Source organism: Streptomyces sp. NPDC031365 (assembly GCF_055569765.1).
The window spans coordinates 165,423-187,109 of sequence record NZ_JBVIIM010000007.1 but is presented as its reverse complement, the minus strand read 5'-3'; the positions used below and the strand labels follow the sequence as shown (position 1 = coordinate 187,109).

Below are 21,687 nucleotides of genomic sequence, written 5' to 3'. Positions count from 1 at the left end.
GAGGGGACAGCAGACCCCCTCGCCCCCCCCCCCCCTCCCCCCCCCCCCCCCCCTCCCCCCCCCCCCCCCCCCCGGCGCCGGTTCACCGGATGCGTCTGGACAGGACGGTCAGGTCGGTCAGGTCGGTCGGGTCGGTCGGGTCGGTCGGGTCGGTCAGGACGGCAACCAGGGTTCCCGGCACACAGGAATGAACCATAGGCACTCTCCCCGGGCCCCGACCGGTCGGCAGGTCGGCAACCTTGGGGGCCGCCCGATTGCCGGGAACAGGCAGGGTGGGAGTCGTACCCTGCCGACCGGACCCGGGTGCGACGCGAAGGACGAGGCCCGGCCGCCGCGGCGGGCCCGTCGTTCCCGCCCGTCGGTCTCCTGACCGGGCCCAGCGTCCGCTCCGCAGGAGGGGACACCGGACGGCTGTCGGGGGACCGTGCCCGACGACGGATGCCGCTCACACAGGGGAACCGTACGAGCACGCCACGTGGAGCTCCGCCCCGTCCCGGGCGTCCCCCTGGGGTCAGCCCGTCGTGACGACCGTGCCGCCCGGCACCGGCACCGGAACCGTCGGCAGGGTCCGGGCGCGCATCCTGCCGGCCCCGTTCTGCCGACGAGCCGGCACTACGACGACTCGCGCACCACCAGCTCCGTCGGGAGCGTCATCTGCTGTCGGGGCGCGCCGTGCTGGGTGATGTCGGTGAGGATCCGGGCCATCGTCCGGCCCAGTTCCTCCACCGGCTGACGCACCGTCGTCAGCGGCGGATTGGTGTGCCGGGCGAGGACGGAGTCCTCGAAGCCCACCACGGCGACATCACCGGGTATCTGCCGCTTCTGGCGGCGCAATTCGGCCAGCGCGCCCAATGCCATGAGGTCGGAAGCGGCGAAGACGGCATCGAGATCTGGCGCGCGTTCAAGAAGCAAACGCATGGCACGACTTCCGCTCTCTTCGCTGAAGTCGCCCGCCTCGACGAGCAGTTCGTCCGCCGGCCTGCCCGCCTCCTCATGGGCGGCCCGCCACCCGGCGAGTCGGCTGCGGCCGACGTCCATGTCCTGGGGGCCGGTGATCGTGGCGATCCGCGTCCTGCCGCTGCCCAGCAGATGCCGGACGGCCTCGGTGGCCCCGCCGGCGTTGTCGGAGTTGACGTAGCTCAGCTGTTCGCCCGCGTCACGCCGCCCGGCGAGCACGGTGGGCAGACCCATTTCCTCGAGCATGCCGGGCAGCCGGTCCTCGGCGTGGACGGAGACCAGGAGGACGCCGTCCACACGGCGCGTCGCCACCGACTCGGTGAGCTGGTCCCGTTCGGCCTGGTCGCGCACCAGCATCAGCTGCAACTGCGTCCGGCTCTCGGCGAGGGCGCCGCTGACGCCCCGGATCAGTGCCGCGAAGAACGGCTCCGACCCGAGCCGGCTCTCCGATTCCGGGATCACCAGGGCCACGGCGTTGGTGCGGTTGGTCACCAGACCGCGGGCGACCGAGTTGGGGACGTAGTTGAGCTCCTTGATCGCCGCCAGGACCCTGGCCCGAGCGTCGGCACTGACCAGGTCCGAACCATTGACGACACGGGAGACGGTGGTGCGGCCCACGCCGGCGCGGGCGGCGACCGTTTTGATCGTGGGACGGCGGTTGCCGGTCATGTTCTCCCCCCTCGGCGGCCGCGGCGGGGATGCCTGCCGCGGAGGTGACCAGCGGCAATTCTTGCAGACGCCGCCGTGGGCACAGGACCGTTCCGGGACGGGACCCCGGGTGCCGTGTCCGGTTCGTGATGAGAAGTTGTTTTCAAGTTATTGACAGATCCATCCATGAGCCAGGAGTCTTCGAGGCGCGGTGGGAACGTGCCCACCCTAAAGTGGGCACGTTCCCACTTCTATCAGAGCCGCTGTAGTCATCGCGAAACTCGTCACTCCGATGTGTCAGCGCCGTCGCTAGGAGGAGATCCAATGGGCACTCTCGGTTCGTTGCGCACGAAGGCGGTGGCGACAGCCGCGGCCGTCGGCGCGCTGACGCTCGTCGTCGGTTGCGGCGGCGGCGGTGATTCGGCCACCGGTGGGAGCAAGAAGGACGGCAAGGTCACCATCACGATGGGCCTGTTCGGCGTGATGGGCATCAAGGAGACGGGACTCCTGGAGCAGTACGAGAAGGAGAACCCCAATGTCGACATCAAGGCCGAGATCGCTGGTGACGAGCAGACGTACTACACCGCGCTGCAGACCAGGCTCGCCGCGGGCAACGGTCTGAAGGACATCCAGGGCATCGAGATCGGCCGGGCCAAGGAGATCACCGAGACCCAGTCGGACAAGTTCGCGGACTTCGCCGGAACGGCGGGCACCGACCACTTCCTGCCCTGGAAGCAGTCCCAGATCAGCACCGCGGACGGCAAGGTGCTGGGCCTGGGCACCGACATCGGCCCGATGGCCGTCTGCTACCGCAAGGACTACTTCGAGAAGGCCGGCCTGCCCACCGACCGGGAAGAGGTCGGCAAGCTGTGGGAAGGCGACTGGAACAAGTACGTCGAGGCCGGCCGTACCTTCAAGAAGGACTTCAAGGGCGGTGAAGTGGCGTTCATGGACTCGGCCAGCGGTCTGTTCAACGCCATGGTCTACGGCCACTCCGAGCAGTACTACAACGAGAAGGGCGACCTGATCCACGACAAGAACCCGGTCGTCAAGGAGGCCTGGGCCCTGTCCGCCGATGCCGGCGAGGAGGGACTGACCGCCAAGCTGCGCCAGTTCCAGCCGGGTTGGGACCCGGGTCTGGCCAACGGCACGTTCGCGACCGCCGTGTGCCCGGCCTGGATGCTCAGCCACATCAGCGAGAAGGCCGGTGACGCGAACAAGGGCAAGTGGGACGTCGCCCCGGCGCCCAAGGGAGCCAACTGGGGCGGAGCCTTCCTGAGCGTGGTCGAGAAGAGCCCGGTGAAGGAGGAGGCCCAGAAGCTCGTCGCCTGGCTGACCGCGCCGGAGCAGCAGGCCCACATCTTCACGGAGATCGGCAACATCCCGTCCTCGCAGAAGGCGCTGGAGGGCGACGCGGTGAAGAACGCCAAGTCGGAGTACTTCAGCGGCGCGCCGATCGGCCAGATCTTCGGTGAGGCCGCGCAGGAGATCCCGGACAAGCAGGTCCTCGGCCGCAAGGACGGCACCATCAAGGACACCTTCTCGCAGGGCCTGGCCCTGATCGAGCAGGGCACCTCGCGTGACGAGGCGTGGGACACCACCATGGAGCGCGTGGAGAAGGCGGTCGGCTGACCGGTCGCCCCGCGGTCGTCCGGGCCCGCCGCCGCCTCCGGCCGGCGGGCCCGGACCCCGGCACACACATCCGCTCTCAGGAAGGAAGTCCGGTGGCCACCTCCACCACCAACGCCCTGGCCGGCGAGGAGCCGCCAGGCACGCCCCGCAAGACCGGAGGCGAGGGCAAAGCCCGGCGGCGCAGCGCGCTGCTGCACCGACTGGACGTCAAGGGCGCGCCGTTCGCGTTCATCGCGCCGTTCTTCGTCGTCTTCGCCGCGTTCAGTTTCTACCCCCTCGTCTACACCTCGTGGATCTCCCTGCACGACGTGGAACTGGCCACCCTCGACATCATGGAGTGGGTGGCGTTCGACAACTACGTCGAGCTCTGGGGCGACTCACGGTTCTGGAACGCGCTGCAGAACACCATCACCATCGGTGTCATCTCCACGGTGCCGCAGCTGATGATGGCCCTCGGCCTGGCCCACCTGCTCAACTACCGCATGCGTGCCTCGTTGTTCTTCCGCGTCGCCTCGCTGGTCCCGTACGCCACCTCGGTCGCCGCCGCCGCGCTCGTCTTCACCATGATCTTCGAGCGTGACTTCGGCATGATCAACTGGGCCCTCGGCTCCGTCGGTATCGACCCGGTGAACTGGGAGGCCGACAAGTGGCCGGCCCAGGCCGCGATCTCCACCATCGTCATCTGGCGCTGGACCGGCTACAACGCCCTGCTCTACCTGGCCGCCATGCAGGCCATCCCCGCCGACCGGTACGAGGCGGCCTCACTCGACGGCGCCTCCCGGTGGCAGCAGTTCACGCACGTCACCATTCCCGGCATCCGCTCCACCATCGTCTTCACCATCGTGCTCTCCACGATCGGCGCCACCCAGCTGTTCGGCGAACCGCTGATCTTCGGCCAGGGGCCCAACGGCATCACCGGCGGCGCGGACAACCAGTACCAGACGCTGGGCCTTCTGCTGTACGAGGAGGGCTGGAAGAACTATCAGATGGGCCGCTCCGCGACCGTCGCCTGGGCGATGTTCATGCTGCTCGTCCTCGCCTTCGTGGTGCAGCGCCTGATCAAGCGCCTGCGTTCCCGTACGTCCTGACCTGGAGTCGTCATGACCACTCACAGCCTCCCGGTCCGGACGGAGACCCCGGACCGGACCCCTGCCGAGAAGCCGGCCGGCCGCGGTGGCCGCCGGCTGCTGCGCCAGCGTGCCGGCCGCCAGCACCACGCCGGCCCGCTCGCCTACGTCCTGCTCGTCATCATGGCGGTGCTGTCCATCTTCCCGCTGTACTGGACGATGGTGGCGGCTTCCACCGACAACACCCGCGTCAGCCAGACGCCACCGCCGTTCCTGCCCGGCCCGAACCTGTTCAGCAACCTCGCCCGCGCCTGGGACGAGGCGGCCATGGGCAAGGCCATGATCAACAGCCTGATCGTGGCCGGGGTGATCGCCCTGTCCACGGTGCTCTTCGCGACGCTGGCCGGATTCGCCTTCGCCAAGCTGCGGTTCAAGGGCCGCAACGCCCTGCTCATGCTGGTGATCGGCACCATGATGGTGCCGCCGCAGCTCGGCGTCGTACCGCTGTTCATGATGATGTCCGAGCTCGGCTGGTCGCAGCAGCTGCCCGCCGTCATCTTCCCCACGCTGGTGAGCGCGGTCGGTGTGTTCTTCATGCGGCAGTACCTCTCCGAAGCGCTGCCCGACGAACTCGTCGAGGCCGGACGCGTGGACGGGGCACACTCGCTGCGGATCTTCTGGAGCATCGTGCTGCCCGTCGCCCGGCCTGCCATGGCGGTCCTGTTCATGATCACGTTCGTGCACGCGTGGAACGACTTCTTCTGGCCGTTCGTGGTGCTCGACATGACCAACCCGACGGTCCCCGTGGCCCTCACCCAGCTCAGCGCGGGCTATGTGCGAGACCAGTCACTGATCATGGCGGGCGCGCTGCTCGGCACGCTGCCGCTGCTGGCGATGTTCATCGTCTTCGGCCGCCAGATCGTCAGCGGCATCATGGCGGGCGCCGTCAAGGGCTGACCCGTCACGCCCTCGCCCCGTCCCGCCTCGCACCCCACTCCACCAGGCACTTGCCTGCGAACCCCCTATCCCGAAAGGACTTACGTGGTCACCGCAGCACAGCAGACCGCGCCCGCCCCGGACGCCGCCCGTACCTTCCCCAGGGGCTTCCTCTGGGGCTCGGCCACCGCCTCGTACCAGATCGAGGGGGCCGCCGCCGAGGACGGCCGTACGCCGTCCATCTGGGACACCTACGCCCGCACCCCCGGCCGGGTTCGCAACGGTGACACCGGTGACATCGCCACCGACCACTACCACCGCTGGCGCGAGGACGTCGCCCTCATGGCCGAACTCGGCCTGGGCGCCTACCGCTTCTCCCTGGCCTGGCCCCGGGTCCAGCCCACCGGCCGCGGACCCGCCGTCCAGAAGGGCCTGGACTTCTACCGGCGTCTCGCCGACGACCTGCTGGACAAGGGCATCCAGCCCGTCGCCACCCTCTACCACTGGGACCTGCCTCAGGAACTGGAGGACGCCGGCGGCTGGCCGGAGCGGGCGACGGCCGAGCGGTTCGCCGAGTACGCGGCCCTCGCCGCGGACGCCCTCGGCGACCGGGTGAAGACCTGGACCACCCTGAACGAGCCCTGGTGCAGTGCCTTCCTGGGCTACGGGTCCGGTGTCCACGCTCCCGGCCGCACCGATCCGGTGGCCGCCCTGCGCGCCGCCCACCACCTCAACCTGGGGCACGGCCTCGCCGTCCAGGCACTGCGCGACCGCCTCCCCCCCGCCGCCCAGTGCTCGGTCACCCTCAACATCCACCACGTACGGCCGCTCACCGACAGCGACGCCGACACCGACGCGGCCCGCCGGATCGACGCGCTCGCCAACCGGGTCTTCACCGGCCCGATGCTGCAGGGCGCCTACCCGGAGGACCTGCTCAAGGACACCGCGGAGCTGACCGACTGGTCCTTCGTGCGGGACGGCGACCTCCAGCAGATCAACCAGCCGCTGGACTTCCTCGGCGTCAACTACTACACGCCCACCGTCGTCTCCGAGGCCGACGGCAGCGCCACCCACGCCTCGGACGGACACGGCAACAGCGCCCACAGCCCCTGGCCGGGCGCCGACAAGGTCGCCTTCCACCAGCCGCCCGGCGACACCACCGCCATGGGCTGGGCCGTCGACCCCACCGGCCTGTACGACCTGCTGCGCCGGCTGTCCTCCGACTTCCCCAGGCTGCCGCTGGTCATCACGGAGAACGGGGCGGCGTTCGACGACTACGCCGACCCGTCCGGGAACGTCAACGACCCGGGCCGGATCGCCTATGTGCGGGGCCACCTGGCCGCCGTCCACCAGGCCATCGTCGACGGCTCGGACGTGCGCGGCTACTTCCTGTGGTCGCTGCTGGACAACTTCGAGTGGGCCCACGGCTACAGCAAGCGCTTCGGTGCGGTCTACGTGGACTACCCGACCGGCACCCGCATTCCCAAGGCCAGCGCGCGCTGGTACTCCGAGGTCGCCCGCAGCGGGGTCCTGCCCGGCGCCTGACCTCCCCCGGGGCGGCGCGCACCTGCCGCCCCGAACGGCGCCGCCCCACGAGCCCGCCCCCGTGCCCCGCTCTCGCGGGAGACGGGGGCGGGCTGATGCCGTGAGGTGCCGGCCGAGCGCCTTTCCGTTACGGCGAGTCCGTCACCGTCGGTGCGGGAGTGGGAGTGAGGTGGCTCCTCGGCGGTGCCCAGGGGCCGTCCGTCACGGGCTGTGGGCCCGTCGGGGACTCGGCGGGCTCCGGTGACGCCGGCGGACTCGGCGTGGGGGAGGGTGAGTTGCTCACGGGCGGGGCGAGCGGCACCGTGGGGGACGCGGGCTTGTCGGCTGTCGCCGCGTTCTGGAGCGGCAGGGCGACCAGGACGGCGGCGGCGCACGCCAGTGCGGTGCCGGCCGCGCTGCGGACCAGCCGGCGCCGCGCCGCCCCGCGCCGGATGGCCTCGAACCGGCCGGGAGGCGGGCCGAGGTAGTCGGAGGCCGGCCGCAGAATGACGGCGAGGGGGTCGTCGGGTTCGAACTCGGGACCCTCGTCAGAGCGAGTGATCAAGGCTTCTCCTCAGATGGGCACGGAGCAGTTCCCGGGCCGCGTGGAGATCGGCCTTGACGGTTCCTTCCTTGCGTCCGGTCACCGCGGACACCTCCCGGATCGGCATGTCAGCGTAGTAGTGCAGCAGGATCGGCACGCGCAGCCGTTCCGGCAGCGACTGCACGAGCAGGCGTACGGACGGGTCGGACTGCTCGGTGTGCGGCCGGACGGCGGCTTCGGTGCCGGCACGGCGCACGGCCCTGCGTTCCCGCTCGAGTTTGCGCCAGTGGTCCCGGACCAGGTTGGCCGCGGTGACGTAGAGGAAGCCCCGCGGCTCCGCCACGGAGGTCCAGCGGGACCACAGCCGGGTGAACGCCTCCGAGGCGATCTCGTGGGCCGTCTCGTCGTCGTCGACCAGCCGGCGGCACCAGCCGGCGAGGCGCGGATAGAGGGCAGCGAAGAGCTCGGACGCTGCCTGTTCGCGGGACCGTTTCAACGCTCTCCATGGTCGTGGCGGTGCCGATGGCGTGGAACCGCTCGCGGAAGGGATCCCAGGCCGCCGGCACACGGCCGACCGGCCCGGGACCCAGGTGGCGGGTCAGGGAATCGTGGCGCTCAGCGCGGCGAACACGATCACGTTGTCGCGGTACTCGTCCCCCCTGCGCGGGCCGCCGCAGGTGATGAGCCGCAACTCCGGGCGGGCGACGTCCCCGTAGACCGCCTCCGTCGGGAAGTCGGCCTTGGCGACCGTCCGGACCTGGCCGACGGCGAATTCCGCCGCCGTGCCGTTCTCCAGGTGTGCCACGATCCTCTCGCCCCGGCGCAGCCGTGCGAGGTGACGGAAGACGCCGTCCCCGTGGGCGCCGACCGTGACGTGACCGAGGATCACCGACGGGCCCCGCCGGCCGGGAGTCGGCGAGTGCCGGTACCAGCCCGCCGGGTCGTCAGCGGTGATCGGAGGCACCTCGACGGTGTGGTCCGGAGCCAGCCCCAGCGAGATGACCGGGGTGTCGACCCCGATGGCCGGGATCTCGAGCCGGACCGGAACCGAACCTCCCCGGACCCGCGGCGGCTCCGCGGACTGCCGCGTGGCCGGTGCCGTGCCCGGGGAGTGTCCGGCGGGCGGCCCACCGGTCCGGTGCCCGCCGCCGCAGCCGGCGATGAGGGACGCCGCTGCCGCGGTGGCGAAGGCACGCCTGGAGAGCGACGTCATTCCGCCATCGCCCGCCGACGGCGTACGAGGAAGACCGCCGCGCCCCCGCCGGCGAGCACCGCGGCGCCACCCCCTCCGATCAGGGCGCTGTCGGCTCCGGAATCCGCCGACGCGGGGGCGTCACCGGTGTCGGGCGCGCCACTGGGGACGACGGTGACCCCGCCGGCGTCCTCCGCCGGGGCCGGCGCGTCGCTCTCGGCCGGGACCGGGCTCGGGTCGGATTCGGCCGGAGACGGCGACGCGCTGGAAGACACCGCGTCCTCGGAGACGGGGGAGGGGTCGTCGGCGAACGCGGGCATCGCGCTCGCCAGCACGGCTGTGCACGCGAGTGCCGCGGCGCTCAGGATGGTTCGGCGCATGGATCGCTCTCTTTCCTCGGTCCGCCCGCACGGTGACCCGGCGGGCTGGGTCATGGATCGTGCGGAGAGACGAGGCGGCGGCAGCCCGGGTTGCAAAGAGAGGGTAAAGCCGCGCCCGGTTCCGATCCCGGCGACGGGCGCGGTCGACGACGGCCTCAGTCGAGGACCGCGGTCGCCTCCACCTCGACCAGGACATCGGGCTCGAAGAGGTAATCCACCCCGATCAGCGACGACGGAGGCAGCGGCATCGTCAGCCCGATCTCCTCCGCGACCTGCTCGACCCCCGCCATGAACGCGCCGATCTTCTCCGGTGCCCAGTCGGTGACGTAGAACGTCAGCCGCAGCACGTCGTCGAACGACGCGCCCGCCCCCGCCAGGCCCGTAGCGGTGTTCCGCAGTGCGTGGGCGACTTGCCCGGCGAGGTCGCCCGGGGCGACGGGGGACCCGTTCGCCGTACGGGCGATCTGGCCGCTGACATGTACGTGACGTGTGCCGGTGCCGACGGCGACATGCTCGTACGGCGTGGGTCGCGTCATGCCTTCGGGGGTGAAACGACGGACGGACATCGAGGTCTCCTCAGTTCGGTCGAGCAGGTATACCTTTGGTACCTGGTAGGCAAAGGACACTTCAAGGAGACCAAGTATCGTGCCGGATACCACGGAGAATGACGACGACGTGTTCGAGATCGCGCTCCCGCACCGAGAGCTTCTCGACCAGGTGCTGGACAAGTGGTCGCTGAGCGTTCTCAACGAACTCTGCGAACGGCCCCGCCGGTTCAACGAGTTGCGCCGTGCCGTCCCCGCCGTGACGCAGAAGTCGCTCACCGCGACGCTGCGACGGCTCGAGCGCAACGGCATCGTCGAGCGGGTGCTCCTCAGTTCCCGTCCCGTCGCCGTCGAGTACCGGATCACCCCACTGGGCAAGACCATGCGCCCGCCGGTCGAGGTGCTCCTGCAATGGGCCGCCGCCCATATGCCCGAGATCGAACGTGCGCGTCGCGCCTTCGACGACCTGAGATGAACGGGCGTACCCGCATCGTCGTGCGGCACCGACGGTCGCCCGTTCCGCCGGCCGGTCAGGCCCGCGGCCGTGTGCTGGTAGGCGGGATATTCGCCATGCCGGTACTCCTTCTGTGCGCACTGGTCCTGGAACGGGCACGCACTCACGCCAGAACCTCACATCAAGGTCAGGGGCAAGTGGTGCGACGCGGCTCGCGGCCGGGCGATGCGCATCGTGAAGCACGGCCCGCGCAAGCGGGGTTCAGTACTCCGATCCTGTCGTCGACTGACAGGATCGGTTCGTACGGACGTCCTTGAACGGAAGTGGGAAGCATGGGTGCAGTACAGGACGGAACAACCCGGCCCGCGGAAGCGGCGGTTCCCGCGGGGCGAACCCGGTGGGGGATGGTCGCCCTGATCCTCGGAGTCCCGGCACTGCTCACCTTCGGCCTGCTGTTCACACTGCTCCTCTGGGTGCTGGTCGGCTGATTCCTCCGGGCCCGTGGCGCGGCCCGCTTGACCTGAACCGGACTTGAGCTTCTACGTTCGTCGCAGGACCGCAGGAACCGACCGGCGGTGCCTCTCCAAGGAGGTTCACCATGGGCGAGCGCACAGCGCACACCGAGATCCCCGGGCGTTACCGGTATGCCGTGATCCCGCACATCATGGTCGATGACGCCGCCACCGCGATCGACTTCTACCAACGGGCGTTCGGCGCCCGGGAGGACTTCAGGGTCGATGCTCCGGGTGGCGGGATCCTGCACGCCGAGATCACCATCGGCCGGTCGGTGCTGATGCTGGGAGACGCCGGTGCCGGAGGGGCGGAGGCCGGCTCCTTCGCCGCGCCGTCCTCGCTCGGCGGGGGCACATCCGTCACGCTGCACGTCTTCGTGCCCGATGTCGACGGTCTGGCGCAGCGGGCGGAGGCCGCCGGCGCGGAAGTCCTCCAGCCGCCGACGGACATGTTCCACGGGGACCGCACGGTCATCCTCAAGGACCCTTCGGGTCACATGTGGGTCTTCCTGACCCACATGGAGGATGTGACGGATGAGGAACTCCGGCGCCGCCTGGCCGCCATCGGGTGACCGCACCACACGGGACGACCGGCCGGGCTGATTGCTCCAGTTCCCCGAGAGGCTGCTCAACTGCATTCGTCGCGCATGCCGTTGAGGGCTCCGGAGGCCACGGCGGCACGTCTCGAAAACCGTTGCGGGAGGCCCGGGACTCCTCGGCGCAGGGCGGGGCGAGATCCGGCAGAGGGCCGGAGGGGTGGAGGTGAGTGGAGGGGGCCGGACAAGGCGGTGGTGGAACCCGGCGTCCCGCCGGTGCCGCGCGGGGGAGGGAGGCGGCGAGGGCTGCGCCGGAGACCGGACCGGCGGCCGGGAGACCGTCCCGGAGCCGGTGGCGGCAGGACCCGGTGGGAGGGCTCGGCTCGATCTCCGCCGGCAGCGGTCCGCCGGCGCGCAGCCTGGCGGCCGAGAGCGTCGGCCGGCCCATCGGCCGCCGCACTCCGAGCTCCGCGCACAGGCGTGACGTCGCAGGGCCCGGGCGCCGAGCCCTCTGCCCCTTCCTCCCTCAGGCCGCCCGGCCGTCGACGGGGACGCCCAGCCGGTCGGCCACCGTGCTGAGCGCGGTTCCCAGGGGGAGCGCGATCCGGGTGCGGGCATGCCGGTCACCGCGGGTGGGGTCATGGTTGATGATCAGTACCGGCTTGTCGGCCTGGGCCGCCTGGCGGACGAATCTCAGTCCGGACATCACGGTCAGCGAGGATCCGAGGACGAGCAGTGAGGCCGCCTCGCGGACCAGGGTGCGGCAGTGGGCGACCCGCTGTGGCGGTACGTTCTCGCCGAAGAACACCACATCCGGTTTGAGGATGCCGCCGCACACCGTGCAGGGCACCACGCGGAAGCCTCCGGCCTGCTCATCCGTCAGGTCGGCGTCACCGTCCGGGTTGATTCCGGCGGCCACGGGAGTGAATCCCGCGTTGGCCTCCTCGAGCCGCGCCGCCAGTTCGGAGCGCGGGCTGAAGGTCCCGCAGGAAAGGCAGACGACCCGGTCCAGGCCTCCGTGGAGCTCCACGACACCCTCACTGCCGGCAGCCTGGTGCAGACCGTCGACGTTCTGGGTGATCACCCCCGAGAGCAGGCCGTGCCGCCCGAACGAGGCCACGGCCCGGTGCCCGGCATTCGGGCGGGCGCGGCCGAAGGTACGCCAGCCGAGGTGGCTGCGTGCCCAGTACCGGCGCCGGGCCTCGGCACTGCCGGTGAAGTCCTGGTAGGTCATCGGCGTGTGGCGGGTCAGGCTCCCGCCGTCGCCCCGATAGTCGGGGATGCCCGATTCGGTGGAGATTCCCGCCCCACTGAGCACCAGCACGCCGCCGACACGCAGCGCATCGGCGACCGGCTCCGGATCCACGGTGCCCGGTGGCAGATCGTCGGCGGGGGTCCAGCTCAGGGTGGGGCGCATGCGCATGCCGCAAGGGTACGAAACCGACGGCTAGCTCTGTCGTCCACGCCATGGTCGGCTGCGTGGGGCGGGGCGGGGCGGGGCGGGCAGCCGGGTGGCAGCCGGCGGCCGAGATTGCCGACGGGCACGACGCCCGAGCGGCCGGGTGAAACGCTGGTACGTCGATGCGGCTCCGCACCCGTGCCGGATCGCCTGGACGACGGGCCTGTGGCACTGGAACACACGGAGCGGCCCCGGGAGCGGTGCTCCCCGTGTTCCCGGGACTCGCTCCGGTCCGGCGGTCAGCCGCCGACGTTGACGTCGATGCAGGCGTAGAAGGCGTTGTCGGTGTCGGCCACGTTCCAGACGGCGAGAACCTTCTGCTGTCCGGTGAGGCCGCCGAAGTCGACCTGGTGATGGACGACTTCGCCGGGCTTGGCCCCGCCGTCGTCGAACAGCGCGAGCCGCTGACCGGCGACGTAGTACTCCCAGGTGCTGGTCGCGTGCCGTGCGGTGAGCCGCCACGAGAACGTCGTGTTCTTGGGAACCGGCGTGACCGCCCAGCCCGAACCGTCGTCGTCCAGTTCGGCGAAGCGGCTGTTTCCACCGCTGCAACTGGTCAGTCCCTTGGGGCCTTCGACGCTCTGCGGTTCGTAGGTGATGTCCCCGCAGGAGACCGTGCCCGCGGCGCACTGGGCCTGGCGGCTGGGCGGATCGGAGATGTAGCCGTGCGCGCTCGCCGACGAGGCGGGCAGGCTGACGGCGACCACGGGAGCGAGAGCCGCGCCGATCAGCGCGGCGGTCTTCTTGCTGGTACGCATGGAGGAACTCCTTCACATCGGATCGTCCCCGGGCGCGTGTGGTCATGGATCGTGGGTGGGGGAGACCGTACGCGGCAGGGCGACCGCTCGTGGGTGGGGCCAGGAGGCGCGAAGGTGGCGCGCGCTCGCCGTCCTCGCGGGGAAGTGGTCGGGGCCCGCGAAGGATCAACTCCCGAAGCGGAGCGGCGAGTTCTGTTGGCCTAGACCATACAAGCGGCGGGCATGACCGTGTCAAGGGTGAGGTGTGGTGGCCGGCGGGGCTGTCTGTGCGGTGGTCAGCGTCCGGTCGCGCCGTCGATCTGTTCACGGAGGATGTCCGCGTGGCCGGCGTGGCGGCCGGTCTCCTCGATCATGTGGGTGAGTGCCCAGCGGACGCTGGGAGCGGGACTGTCCGGCCGGGGGCGCGGCACCGGCGAGGCGAGGTCGGTGCATCCGTCGAGTACGTTGTTCGCCTGGGCGACCGCCTCCCGGTAGCGGGCGACGACATCGGCCACGCTGTCCTCGGGGGCGGCCCGGAAGGTTCCCTTCCAGTCGGTGACCCGGTCCCCGAGGAACGTTGCCCGCTCGACGAACGTGAGGTGACGGAGCAGTCCGAGGAGGTTCGTGCCCGACGGCACTCCAGAGGTGCGGACCTGCGGTTCGGGGGCGCCTTCGACCTTCGCGGAGACCGACTCGCGGAGGTAGTCGAGGAAGCCGCGCAGGACCTCGGTCTCGCTGCCTCCGGTGCGAGGCGGTGGGTTGTCGCTGCGAATTCTCCGGCGCGGCGCGGTGGACATGGTGCCTCCTCGGGGAGCGGCGGGGTTCAGGCGGTGCGGTGGACGATCAGAACGTGGTCGGTGACCTCGGCGGTCTGCCCGTCCGGTCCGGCCGCGGTCCGGCGGGGCGAGTCCGCCCGTGCGACCGTCCAGGTCTCCGGATCCAGGGCGATGTCCGTGGCGACCTCCCGCGCGGTGGGGTACCGGACGTCGGGATCCTGGTTCCACGACCACGGAGCGGTCGAGCCGTGGTCGACGATCAGCAGCCGCCCGCCCGGCCGCAGGCGGTGCGCGGCCGAGCGGAGCACGCTTGCCCGGTCCAGGTCGAGGGGGGTGTGCAGGTAGTGGGCGCAGACGAGGTCGAACACGCCGTCGGGAAAGGACTCGTGCAGGTCGTGCCGCTGGGCGGTGATCCGGTCGTCCAGGCCGTGTGCGGCGGCGAGTCGTGTGAGGCGCTCGATGGCGACGGACGAGACGTCGACGGCGGTGACCCGCCACCCCCGGCGAGCGAGCCACAGCGCGTCTCCTCCGGCGCCGCAGCCGAGGTCCAGCACATCGCCGGGCGGCAGGCCGGCGACCGTTTCGGTGAGACGTGCGTTGGGCCGTGGATCGGTGGCCGCCGGGCGGTCCGCGTGGACGCCGTCCCAGAACTCGACCGCATCGGTGGTGCTCATCTAGGGCTCCTTCTGCCGGGAGCCCCGAGTCTTGTCCAGCCCTGCGCGATCCGGCACGGAATCTTGCCGATGCGGCAAGATGCCCCGGAGGGACATTCCGCCCGGGAGCCCGCGGTCGGTGCCCCCGCATGGGCCACGACGGGCGGCCGCCACGACGGATGAGGGACGGATCAGGCGCGATGCCGCTCACCTGATCGCGCGCCGGTGCCACCACGCGGGGACGGAGGGGTGGGCGGCCGGTACTCTCCGTGGCCGCACGCGCGTCACTCCCCGTGCCGGAGAGCCGTGGGAAACGCCCGGCCACGTGGAATCCTCACGTGGAGGGGCATACGGGGAAGGCGCACCAGCGGGAGAAGGCACACGGCCAGGCAGACCGGCGACGGTCGGAGCGCCGGCCCGAACAGCGAGGAGGACACAATGGCAGGGCCGAAGCACACGGAGCCCGCGCATGAGCTGCTCGTGCCGGCAGCCTCCGCCGCGTTGACCGAAGCACTGGAAGCCATGGGTGCCGGAGCCTACGTCGTCGACGAGGAGGGCTGCATTGTCGCCGTCAACAACCGGGCCGAGCAGATGCTGGGCCGGCCCGCCGGAGAACTCCTCGGCCAGGACGCGCACGACCTGCTGCACCGCGGTCCACAAGGGCAACGGATCCCGAGAACGCAGTGCGCCATGCGGCAGGCCTTCCATGAAGGACGCGCGGCCCAGGGTGACGAGGACTACTTCGCACGCGCCGATGGTGCCGTTCTGGTCGTCTCCTGGCTGATCACGCCGTACGCATATGGCGACCGGCAAGTCGGCACCCTCGTCGTCTTCCATACTCCCGAGCCGCCCCAGGGCACCGCTGTGCAACCGGGGCCGATGGCCCAGTCGCTGACGGAACTGCAACGGCTGGCTCTGCTGGCCGAGACCACCACCCGGCTGACCTCCACCTTCGACATCGACGAGGCGCTGAAGCGCCTGGCGGCCCTGGTGGTGCCCCGGCTGGCCGACTGGGTGGTGGTCGACCTGATCGCCGAGCGCGACGAGGTGTGGCGCACCGTCGTCGTCCACGCCGACGGTGACACTCCGGTGCGCCATGAGGACCTCGAGGGTCCGATGCCGCCGATTCCCGAACAATCCCCGATGCCCCTGTCCAGGGCCCTGCGGGGCGTCGCCTCCACCCTGGCCGGTCCGGAGACCTACCAGGGGACACCGGACTCCGGCATAGCGGTCGAGCAGGGCCGCCTGTTCAAGGCCACGGGAATGCACTCCGCGGCCATCGCACCCATCCGAAGCACCCGTGCCGTCCTCGGCGCACTGACGCTGGGCCGCAGCGAGAACCCGGTGGCCTTCACGCCCGTGGACCTTCCGCTGATCGAGGACATCGCGCATCGGGCCGGCCTCTCCCTGGACAACGCTCGGCTCTACCAGCGCCAGCGCAAGGTGGCCGAGACCATGCAGCACCATCTGCTGCCCCAGATGCCCGGCGTTCCGGGCCTGGAGATGACAGTCCGCTACCTGCCCGCACCCGACGCCTCACACGTCGGCGGCGACTGGTATGACGCCTTTCCCCTGGCCCAGGCGTCCACCGCCCTGGCCATCGGCGACGTCGTCGGACACGACCTGGAGGCGGCAGCCGGCATGGCCCAGGTCCGCAATATGCTGCGCGCCTACGCCTGGTCCCAGCAGGACCCGCCCAGCCGTATCGTCGAACGGCTCGACGAGGCGATCCACCACATCACCGACGTCGCCATGGCCACCTTGATCTTCGCCCGAATCGAAGCGGCCCAGAACGATCACTGGCGGCTGTCCTGGACCAACGCGGGTCACCCTCCGCCCCTGTTGGTCAGCCGGGACGGCCTGGCAAGCTATCTCACCGACGGCCACGGCATTCTCCTGGGCACCCAGACCAACATCCCGCGCCCCGATGCCAGTGTGCTGCTCCCGCCCGGGTCCACCCTGGTGCTGTACACGGACGGTCTCATCGAGGTGCCCGGCCAGTCCCTCGACAACGGTCTGAACCGCTTGCGCCAGCATGCCGCCGCCCTCGCCCACCGCCCCCTCTCCTCGTTCTCGGACCAACTTCTCCGACGGGTGCGCTCCGCCGACAACGACGACGACGTTGCCCTCCTCGCCCTCCGCGTGCCCTGAGGCCGACGACGGAGAGAGACCGGGACGGCGCGTTCGGCGGCACCACCGTCCGCGCCTCTGCCCGGACAACCCTCGGGCGGGGGCGGTCCTCCGAAGACGTGCGTGAACGTGGTGCGGGCGAGGCCGCCGCGCACGTTCCCGTACTGCGCCGATGCCGCCGCCCACACCCGGGCCGCCCCCGGGGAAGGGAACGGTGCCGTCGCTGGACACCGGTGGGTGAAGTGGAGCCGGCAGACGGCCCACCGTCCTCCGCCACGAGCCGGCGGCCCCGCGACGCGGCCCTGGACCCGGGCGCCCCGCACCGCGGTTCGCCTACGCTTCCCTCCGTGCGAGTTTCCCGCCTGCGTCGCGTCGCCGTCCTCGTCTCCGAAGGCGCCAAGCCTCTCGACGTGGGCATTCCCGCCCAGGTGTTCACGACGCGCGCGAGCATGCCGTACGAGGTGCGGGTCTGCGGCGCCGCCCCGGGACTGGTCACCGGTGGCGACGGGCTGTCGTACCACGTGGCCCAAGGGCTCGAGGCGTTGGAATGGGCTGACATCGTCTTCATTCCCGGCTATCGGTTCCCGGACCGCGAGGATCCGCCGGGGGCCGTCGTCGACGCGCTGATCGCCGCCCACCACCGGGGCACACGGCTCGCGGCCATCTCCACAGGCGCCTTCACACTGGCGGCCACGGGAGCGCTCGACGGCAAGCGGGCCACGACCCACTGGCACTACACCCGGGCGCTCGCGGCCAGGCACCCGTCGGTCCGCGTGGACGAGAACGTGCTGTTCGTCGACGAGGGCAGTGTGCTGACCTCGGCCGGCGCCGCCTCGGGCATCGACCTGTGCCTGCACATCCTGCGCGGCGACCTCGGGGTCGCCGCTTCCAACCATGCGGCCCGACGCCTGGTCGCGGCGCCCTATCGCAGCGGTGGCCAGGCCCAGTACGTGCCGCGCAGTGTGCCCGAACAGCTCGGTGAGCGGTTCGCCGCCACCCGTGAGTGGGCGCTGCGCAGGCTCGGCGAACCCCTCACCCTCGACGCGCTCGCCAGACACGCGGCGGTCTCACCCCGCACGTTCTCGCGCCGTTTCGTCGAGGACACGGGGTACACGCCGATGCAGTGGGTCATGCGCGCCCGCATCGACGCGGCCCGCGAGTTGCTGGAGCGCTCGCAGCTGGGAGTCGAGCAGATCGCCGCCGACGTCGGCCTGGGAACCGGTGCCAATCTGCGCCTGCACTTCCAGCGGATCCTTGACACCACCCCGAGCGAGTACCGCCGCACCTTCGCTCAGGGAGAGTAGCCTCCTCGCTCCCTGGCGCGATCCTTTCGAACCGTGGCGATCATGCCGCTGCCACGTGTCCGTGCCGAGCGCGATGCTGGCAAGGGACGAAGGGACACACCACACATGACTCGTATCGCGATCAACGGATTCGGCCGCATCGGACGCAATGTGCTGCGAGCACTGCTCGAGCGCGACAGCAGCACCCTGGAGGTCGTGGCCGTCAACGACCTGACGGAACCCGCCGCTCTGGCGCGACTGCTCGCCTACGACACGACGGCCGGCCGGCTCGGCCGACCGGTCACAGCCGAAGCGGACGCCCTCGTCGTCGACGGCCGCCGCATCACGGTACTCGCCGAGCGGGACCCGGTCCGGCTGCCGTGGGCCGAGCTCGGCGTCGACATCGTGCTGGAGGCGACCGGCCGCTTCACCTCCGCCAAGGCCGCTCGAGCCCACCTCGACGCGGGCGCGAAGAAGATCCTGGTCAGCGCGCCGTCGGACGGGGCCGACATCACGCTGGCGTACGGCGTGAACAGCGACGCCTACGACCCGGACCTGCACACGGTCGTCTCCAATGCCTCGTGCACGACCAACGCACTCGCGCCACTGGCCGCGGTCCTCGACGAACTCGCGGGCATCGAGCACGGCTTCATGACAACCGTGCACGCCTACACCCAGGAGCAGAACCTGCAGGACGGTCCGCACCGCGACGCCCGCCGCGCCCGCGCCGCAGCCGTCAACATCGTGCCGACAACGACGGGCGCCGCCAAGGCGATCGGCCTCGTGCTGCCCGGCCTCGACGGCAAGCTGTCGGGTGACTCGATCCGGGTGCCGGTCCCCGTGGGCTCGATCGTCGAGCTGAACACGACGGTCTCCAGGGACGTGACGCGCGAGGACGTACTGGAGGCGTACCGAGCCGCAGCCCAGGGGCCGCTCGCCGGAGTGCTCGAATACTCGGAGGACCCGCTGGTGTCGTCCGACATCACCGGCAACCCGGCCTCCTCGATCTTCGATTCGGCCCTCACCCGCGTGGACGGCCGGCACGTCAAGGTGGTCGCCTGGTACGACAACGAGTGGGGCTTCTCGAACCGAGTGATCGACACGCTCGAACTCCTCGCCGCCCGCTGAGCCGGCCGTCATCCGGCCGCACGGTGCTCGTGCGCCCGACTCCGGCCCCGCGGCCCGAACACCGGCGGCGCTCGGGCCGTTCGGGCCGCACAGCGCCGGCATGAGTGTGCGCGAACACCACGACGACGTCTGGTCGCAGTCCTCAACGGGTGGCTGTGACCGGCGGTGTTGTGGCGGTGCGGCAGGCGTCAGCGGTGCCCCAGCACGTTGACCACGCGACCGTTGGGGTCGCGCACGAAGAACCGCCGCACCCCCCACTCCTCGTCCTGCAGGGGATGAACGATGTCCGCACCGCTTCGCCGCATGACCGCGTAGGCGGCGTCCACGTCATCCACCTCCACGCTCATGTCGGGGACGAGCGGCGCGGTCTTGTCGCCGGTCATGACGCTGACCTGCGCGGCCGGGCTGGAGGGAGAAGCCAGGGTCATGATCCAGCCGAGGTTCATGACCTCCTCGAAGCCCAGCAGGCCGTAGAACTCGCGGCTTTCCTGCGCGGCCTCCGTAGGAATGTTGGGCACGACACGACGAACGGCCATCGGACGACTCCAGGTGAGCACGGGCGTGTTTCCGGGACTTCTCAGGAGTACTACGGTCCATCCAGCGCCGCACACGCTTCCGCAGGACTTCAGCCCGAGGAGATGGCGGCGGCCCCGGGCCACCGCGGCCCCCCTCCCCTTGACCACACCTCGCCGCCTTCCAGCGCGCTGCGATGCGATGCACGGCTGACCGGGCCCGTGAGCCTCTCGGCGTGTGACGCCGGCCGACCGCATCGCCGTGGGAGGTTCCGCGCCCCGTCCGGGTCCGTCGGACTGCGCAGGCTGTGCGACCGGCTGGAACCGGAGACCGAGTCACCGCACCGGCGGACCGCGGGTCCGGCACGTGGTCCCCAGCCGTCGAGTCGAGGAGGCACCAGGGCCGAACGGCCCGAGCAGACGGACCGCTCGAGGTCGGGCGGATGACTCCGGCTCGTCCGAACAGGCCCCTCGCTGGTCCGTGCGCCAGGCGAACATCACCGACAACGTGGTGGAGGCGCTGACAGCGTGGGATCTTCCCCCCTGTCCAGAGAACCGGGCCGGCGGGGAGCTCACCCGGCTCACGATGGCCAACTCGTCGGCGCAAGGGGAAAATCCACGCTCCGTGGTTCCCATCGGGTCTGTGAGCGCGATGGCTGGGCATACGGGCTTCACCCTGACGAGAGGAGCTCGCTCATGCTCGGCATCATCGCGGCGGTACTGTTCTTCATCGCATTTCTGATCAACGCGGCGGACATCGGTACCAACGACGTGTTCTCTTCGGTGAACGTCATGCTGCTGGGGTTGACCGCTTTGGCCCTGCACGTGGCGGGCATCGGAACCGGTTGGTCCCGCAGGCGCTGACGCACTCCTGCGAGGGCCGGCACACGTGCCGCCGGCCCTCGCCTCCCTTGCGACACCGCAGCCGGCTCGGCCCTGGGGGCGATCGCCGGGTGCGACGACATCGAGGACGGACGGTGCGGCAACCCGTCCGCTCCGCCGATCCGACGGTCCCGCACGCACCGGTCGGCCGTGTGAGGAAGCACCATCTCCTCGGGGCACACCGTGACCTTCCCCATGTCCGTCACATAATCTCGTGCGGGAAGACGTCAGATGCCGTGGGAATCACGCCGGGGAGGCGATGGTGTTCGAGAGGGGCACGCGGTTGCTGGGGGGCGCGGTGATCGCAGCCTGCCTGGTGCTCCTCGGGCCGAGTGCACCTGACGGGGCTTCTTCCGCCGAGACACTGCCCGTCGCTGCCGTCAACGACGTCGTACCGAACCGGGTCATGACGTGGAACATCTGCAACCCCTGCGGAGAGAGCAACGCCGACCGGGCAGCTGAGATCGCCAGGTTCGCGCCGCAGGTCATCGGACTGCAAGAGGCGTGCGAACGTGACGTCGCACGGATCCGGGACCATCTGGAGAACCTCTATGGGCTGGTTTACCACGTCGAGTACGGGGCGGTTCTGCAGAACTGGGGCCGCTGCGGGGGAGTGCCGTGGAACCCCGGGGGCTTCGGCCAGGCGATCCTCTCGGCGGCACCGATGACGGACCAGGTGAAGGCGGAGTACCCCGACGGCGGGTCCGAAGACCGCGGCTACATGGCGGTCACCACCCTGGTGGGCGACCGGCCCGTCCGGGTCTTCAACACCCATCTCGCCCAACGGCGCCAGGAAGGGGTCCGGGCCGAACAGACCCGCGTACTCGCCGCGGAGATCGCCCGGCACGAGCGCGCCATCGTGCTCGGCGACCTCAATGCGGTGCCGTACACCCCTGAACTCGCCCGGATGTGGGCGCTGGCCGAGGACACCGACCCCCGGTGTCATCCCTCGGACGCCGGCACCTGCACACCGACCACCGACTGGCACAGCAAGTTCGACTACGTCTTCCTGCGAGGCATCGCCCCGCTCCGGCACCGTGTGTGGCCCACCCCGTACTCGGACCACCATGTGCTGCACGCCGATGTGGACGTGACCTGACGTCCCAGGGGGCCGGGGGCATGCCGGCGACCGGGCAGGGGGGGGGGGGGGGGGGGGGGGGGGGGGGGGGGGGGGGGAGAAGGGTTCTTTCGCCCCTCTCC

At 70.8% G+C, this 21,687-nt stretch carries 23 protein-coding genes; 12 read left to right on the top strand and 11 right to left on the bottom strand.

From position 1 onward, the window contains the following. Nucleotides 1-612: 612 nt before the first annotated feature. Complete coding sequence (locus ACZ5C2_RS13895) at nt 613-1,626, bottom strand: LacI family DNA-binding transcriptional regulator (RefSeq protein ID WP_468789873.1); 1,014 nt, start codon at nt 1,624-1,626, stop codon at nt 613-615. Nucleotides 1,627-1,929: 303 nt separating this feature from the next. Here ACZ5C2_RS13895 and ACZ5C2_RS13890 point away from each other — a divergent pair, with 303 nt between their 5' ends. From ACZ5C2_RS13890 to ACZ5C2_RS13875, 4 genes are all read left to right on the top strand, one after another. Continuing rightward, entirely contained in the window at nt 1,930-3,237 is a 1,308-nt protein-coding gene (locus ACZ5C2_RS13890) for an ABC transporter substrate-binding protein (protein WP_468789871.1), read from the top strand. Between the two features lie 92 nt (nt 3,238-3,329). Further along, nucleotides 3,330-4,325 (top strand): carbohydrate ABC transporter permease, encoded by a 996-nt coding sequence (locus tag ACZ5C2_RS13885; RefSeq protein WP_468789869.1) that lies wholly within the window; start codon nt 3,330-3,332, stop codon nt 4,323-4,325. A 12-nt stretch (nt 4,326-4,337) separates the two neighbouring features. Next, nucleotides 4,338-5,261, top strand: a complete 924-nt coding sequence (locus tag ACZ5C2_RS13880; RefSeq protein ID WP_103546253.1) for a carbohydrate ABC transporter permease — start codon at nt 4,338-4,340, stop codon at nt 5,259-5,261. 84 nt (nt 5,262-5,345) lie between these two features. Continuing rightward, a complete protein-coding gene (locus ACZ5C2_RS13875; RefSeq protein WP_468789867.1) occupies nt 5,346-6,785 on the top strand; it encodes a GH1 family beta-glucosidase in 1,440 nt (479 codons plus the stop codon). 127 nt (nt 6,786-6,912) lie between these two features. On the opposite strand, the gene ACZ5C2_RS13870 is transcribed toward ACZ5C2_RS13875, so the two are convergent. The 5 genes from ACZ5C2_RS13870 to ACZ5C2_RS13850 form a co-directional block, all read right to left on the bottom strand. Next, nucleotides 6,913-7,329 (bottom strand): hypothetical protein, encoded by a 417-nt coding sequence (locus ACZ5C2_RS13870; protein ID WP_468789865.1) that lies wholly within the window; start codon nt 7,327-7,329, stop codon nt 6,913-6,915. Next, nucleotides 7,313-7,804, bottom strand: a complete 492-nt coding sequence (locus tag ACZ5C2_RS13865; protein ID WP_468789863.1) for an RNA polymerase sigma factor — start codon at nt 7,802-7,804, stop codon at nt 7,313-7,315. Before ACZ5C2_RS13865 ends, ACZ5C2_RS13870 begins: the two co-directional genes overlap by 17 nt. Nucleotides 7,805-7,906: 102 nt before the next feature. Further along, on the bottom strand, nt 7,907-8,521 hold the full coding sequence (locus tag ACZ5C2_RS13860; protein WP_468789861.1) for a class F sortase: 615 nt from the start codon (nt 8,519-8,521) through the stop codon (nt 7,907-7,909). Then, nucleotides 8,518-8,880 carry a sortase-dependent protein gene (locus ACZ5C2_RS13855; RefSeq protein WP_468789859.1) on the bottom strand — a complete coding sequence of 121 codons (363 nt, stop codon included), beginning with the start codon at nt 8,878-8,880 and terminating at the stop codon, nt 8,518-8,520. The genes ACZ5C2_RS13860 and ACZ5C2_RS13855 overlap by 4 nt, the downstream gene beginning before the upstream one ends. 155 nt (nt 8,881-9,035) lie before the next feature. Further along, entirely contained in the window at nt 9,036-9,446 is a 411-nt protein-coding gene (locus ACZ5C2_RS13850; RefSeq protein ID WP_468789857.1) for a RidA family protein, read from the bottom strand. A gap of 79 nt (nt 9,447-9,525) precedes the next feature. Here ACZ5C2_RS13850 and ACZ5C2_RS13845 point away from each other — a divergent pair, with 79 nt between their 5' ends. The 3 genes from ACZ5C2_RS13845 (at nt 9,526) to ACZ5C2_RS13835 (ending at nt 10,963) form a co-directional block, all read left to right on the top strand. After that, nucleotides 9,526-9,900: a winged helix-turn-helix transcriptional regulator gene (locus tag ACZ5C2_RS13845; RefSeq protein WP_468789855.1), complete on the top strand. Its 375-nt coding sequence runs from the start codon at nt 9,526-9,528 to the stop codon at nt 9,898-9,900. A gap of 311 nt (nt 9,901-10,211) precedes the next feature. Further along, the gene (locus ACZ5C2_RS13840; protein WP_468789853.1) at nt 10,212-10,367 is read left to right on the top strand and encodes a hypothetical protein; all 156 of its coding nucleotides are present in this window, start codon (nt 10,212-10,214) and stop codon (nt 10,365-10,367) included. A 110-nt stretch (nt 10,368-10,477) separates the two neighbouring features. Further along, nucleotides 10,478-10,963, top strand: a complete 486-nt coding sequence (locus ACZ5C2_RS13835; protein WP_468789851.1) for a VOC family protein — start codon at nt 10,478-10,480, stop codon at nt 10,961-10,963. 490 nt (nt 10,964-11,453) lie between these two features. On the opposite strand, the gene ACZ5C2_RS13830 is transcribed toward ACZ5C2_RS13835, so the two are convergent. From ACZ5C2_RS13830 to ACZ5C2_RS13815, 4 genes are all read right to left on the bottom strand, one after another. Beyond that, nucleotides 11,454-12,350, bottom strand: a complete 897-nt coding sequence (locus tag ACZ5C2_RS13830; RefSeq protein ID WP_468789849.1) for an NAD-dependent protein deacetylase — start codon at nt 12,348-12,350, stop codon at nt 11,454-11,456. A 275-nt stretch (nt 12,351-12,625) separates the two neighbouring features. Then, complete coding sequence (locus ACZ5C2_RS13825; RefSeq protein ID WP_468789847.1) at nt 12,626-13,144, bottom strand: lytic polysaccharide monooxygenase auxiliary activity family 9 protein; 519 nt, start codon at nt 13,142-13,144, stop codon at nt 12,626-12,628. Between the two features lie 275 nt (nt 13,145-13,419). After that, nucleotides 13,420-13,920: a DinB family protein gene (locus ACZ5C2_RS13820; RefSeq protein WP_468789845.1), complete on the bottom strand. Its 501-nt coding sequence runs from the start codon at nt 13,918-13,920 to the stop codon at nt 13,420-13,422. Nucleotides 13,921-13,946: 26 nt separating this feature from the next. Beyond that, the gene (locus tag ACZ5C2_RS13815) at nt 13,947-14,573 is read right to left on the bottom strand and encodes an SAM-dependent methyltransferase (protein WP_468789843.1); all 627 of its coding nucleotides are present in this window, start codon (nt 14,571-14,573) and stop codon (nt 13,947-13,949) included. A gap of 417 nt (nt 14,574-14,990) precedes the next feature. Here ACZ5C2_RS13815 and ACZ5C2_RS13810 point away from each other — a divergent pair, with 417 nt between their 5' ends. The 3 genes from ACZ5C2_RS13810 (at nt 14,991) to gap (ending at nt 19,093) form a co-directional block, all read left to right on the top strand. Then, nucleotides 14,991-16,703: a SpoIIE family protein phosphatase gene (locus ACZ5C2_RS13810; RefSeq protein ID WP_468789841.1), complete on the top strand. Its 1,713-nt coding sequence runs from the start codon at nt 14,991-14,993 to the stop codon at nt 16,701-16,703. 326 nt (nt 16,704-17,029) lie between these two features. Next, nucleotides 17,030-17,986: a GlxA family transcriptional regulator gene (locus tag ACZ5C2_RS13805; protein WP_468789839.1), complete on the top strand. Its 957-nt coding sequence runs from the start codon at nt 17,030-17,032 to the stop codon at nt 17,984-17,986. Nucleotides 17,987-18,091: 105 nt separating this feature from the next. Then, entirely contained in the window at nt 18,092-19,093 is a 1,002-nt protein-coding gene (gene gap / locus ACZ5C2_RS13800) for a type I glyceraldehyde-3-phosphate dehydrogenase (protein WP_468789837.1), read from the top strand. Nucleotides 19,094-19,281: 188 nt separating this feature from the next. Here gap and ACZ5C2_RS13795 read toward each other — a convergent pair whose 3' ends face one another. After that, the gene (locus tag ACZ5C2_RS13795; protein ID WP_468789835.1) at nt 19,282-19,629 is read right to left on the bottom strand and encodes a VOC family protein; all 348 of its coding nucleotides are present in this window, start codon (nt 19,627-19,629) and stop codon (nt 19,282-19,284) included. A gap of 672 nt (nt 19,630-20,301) precedes the next feature. Between ACZ5C2_RS13795 and ACZ5C2_RS13790 the strand changes: the two genes are divergently transcribed. Together ACZ5C2_RS13790 and ACZ5C2_RS13785 are read left to right on the top strand one after the other, a co-directional pair. Continuing rightward, complete coding sequence (locus tag ACZ5C2_RS13790) at nt 20,302-20,469, top strand: hypothetical protein (protein WP_399982229.1); 168 nt, start codon at nt 20,302-20,304, stop codon at nt 20,467-20,469. Nucleotides 20,470-20,746: 277 nt separating this feature from the next. Next, nucleotides 20,747-21,586: an endonuclease/exonuclease/phosphatase family protein gene (locus ACZ5C2_RS13785; protein ID WP_468789832.1), complete on the top strand. Its 840-nt coding sequence runs from the start codon at nt 20,747-20,749 to the stop codon at nt 21,584-21,586. Nucleotides 21,587-21,687: the final 101 nt, after the last annotated feature.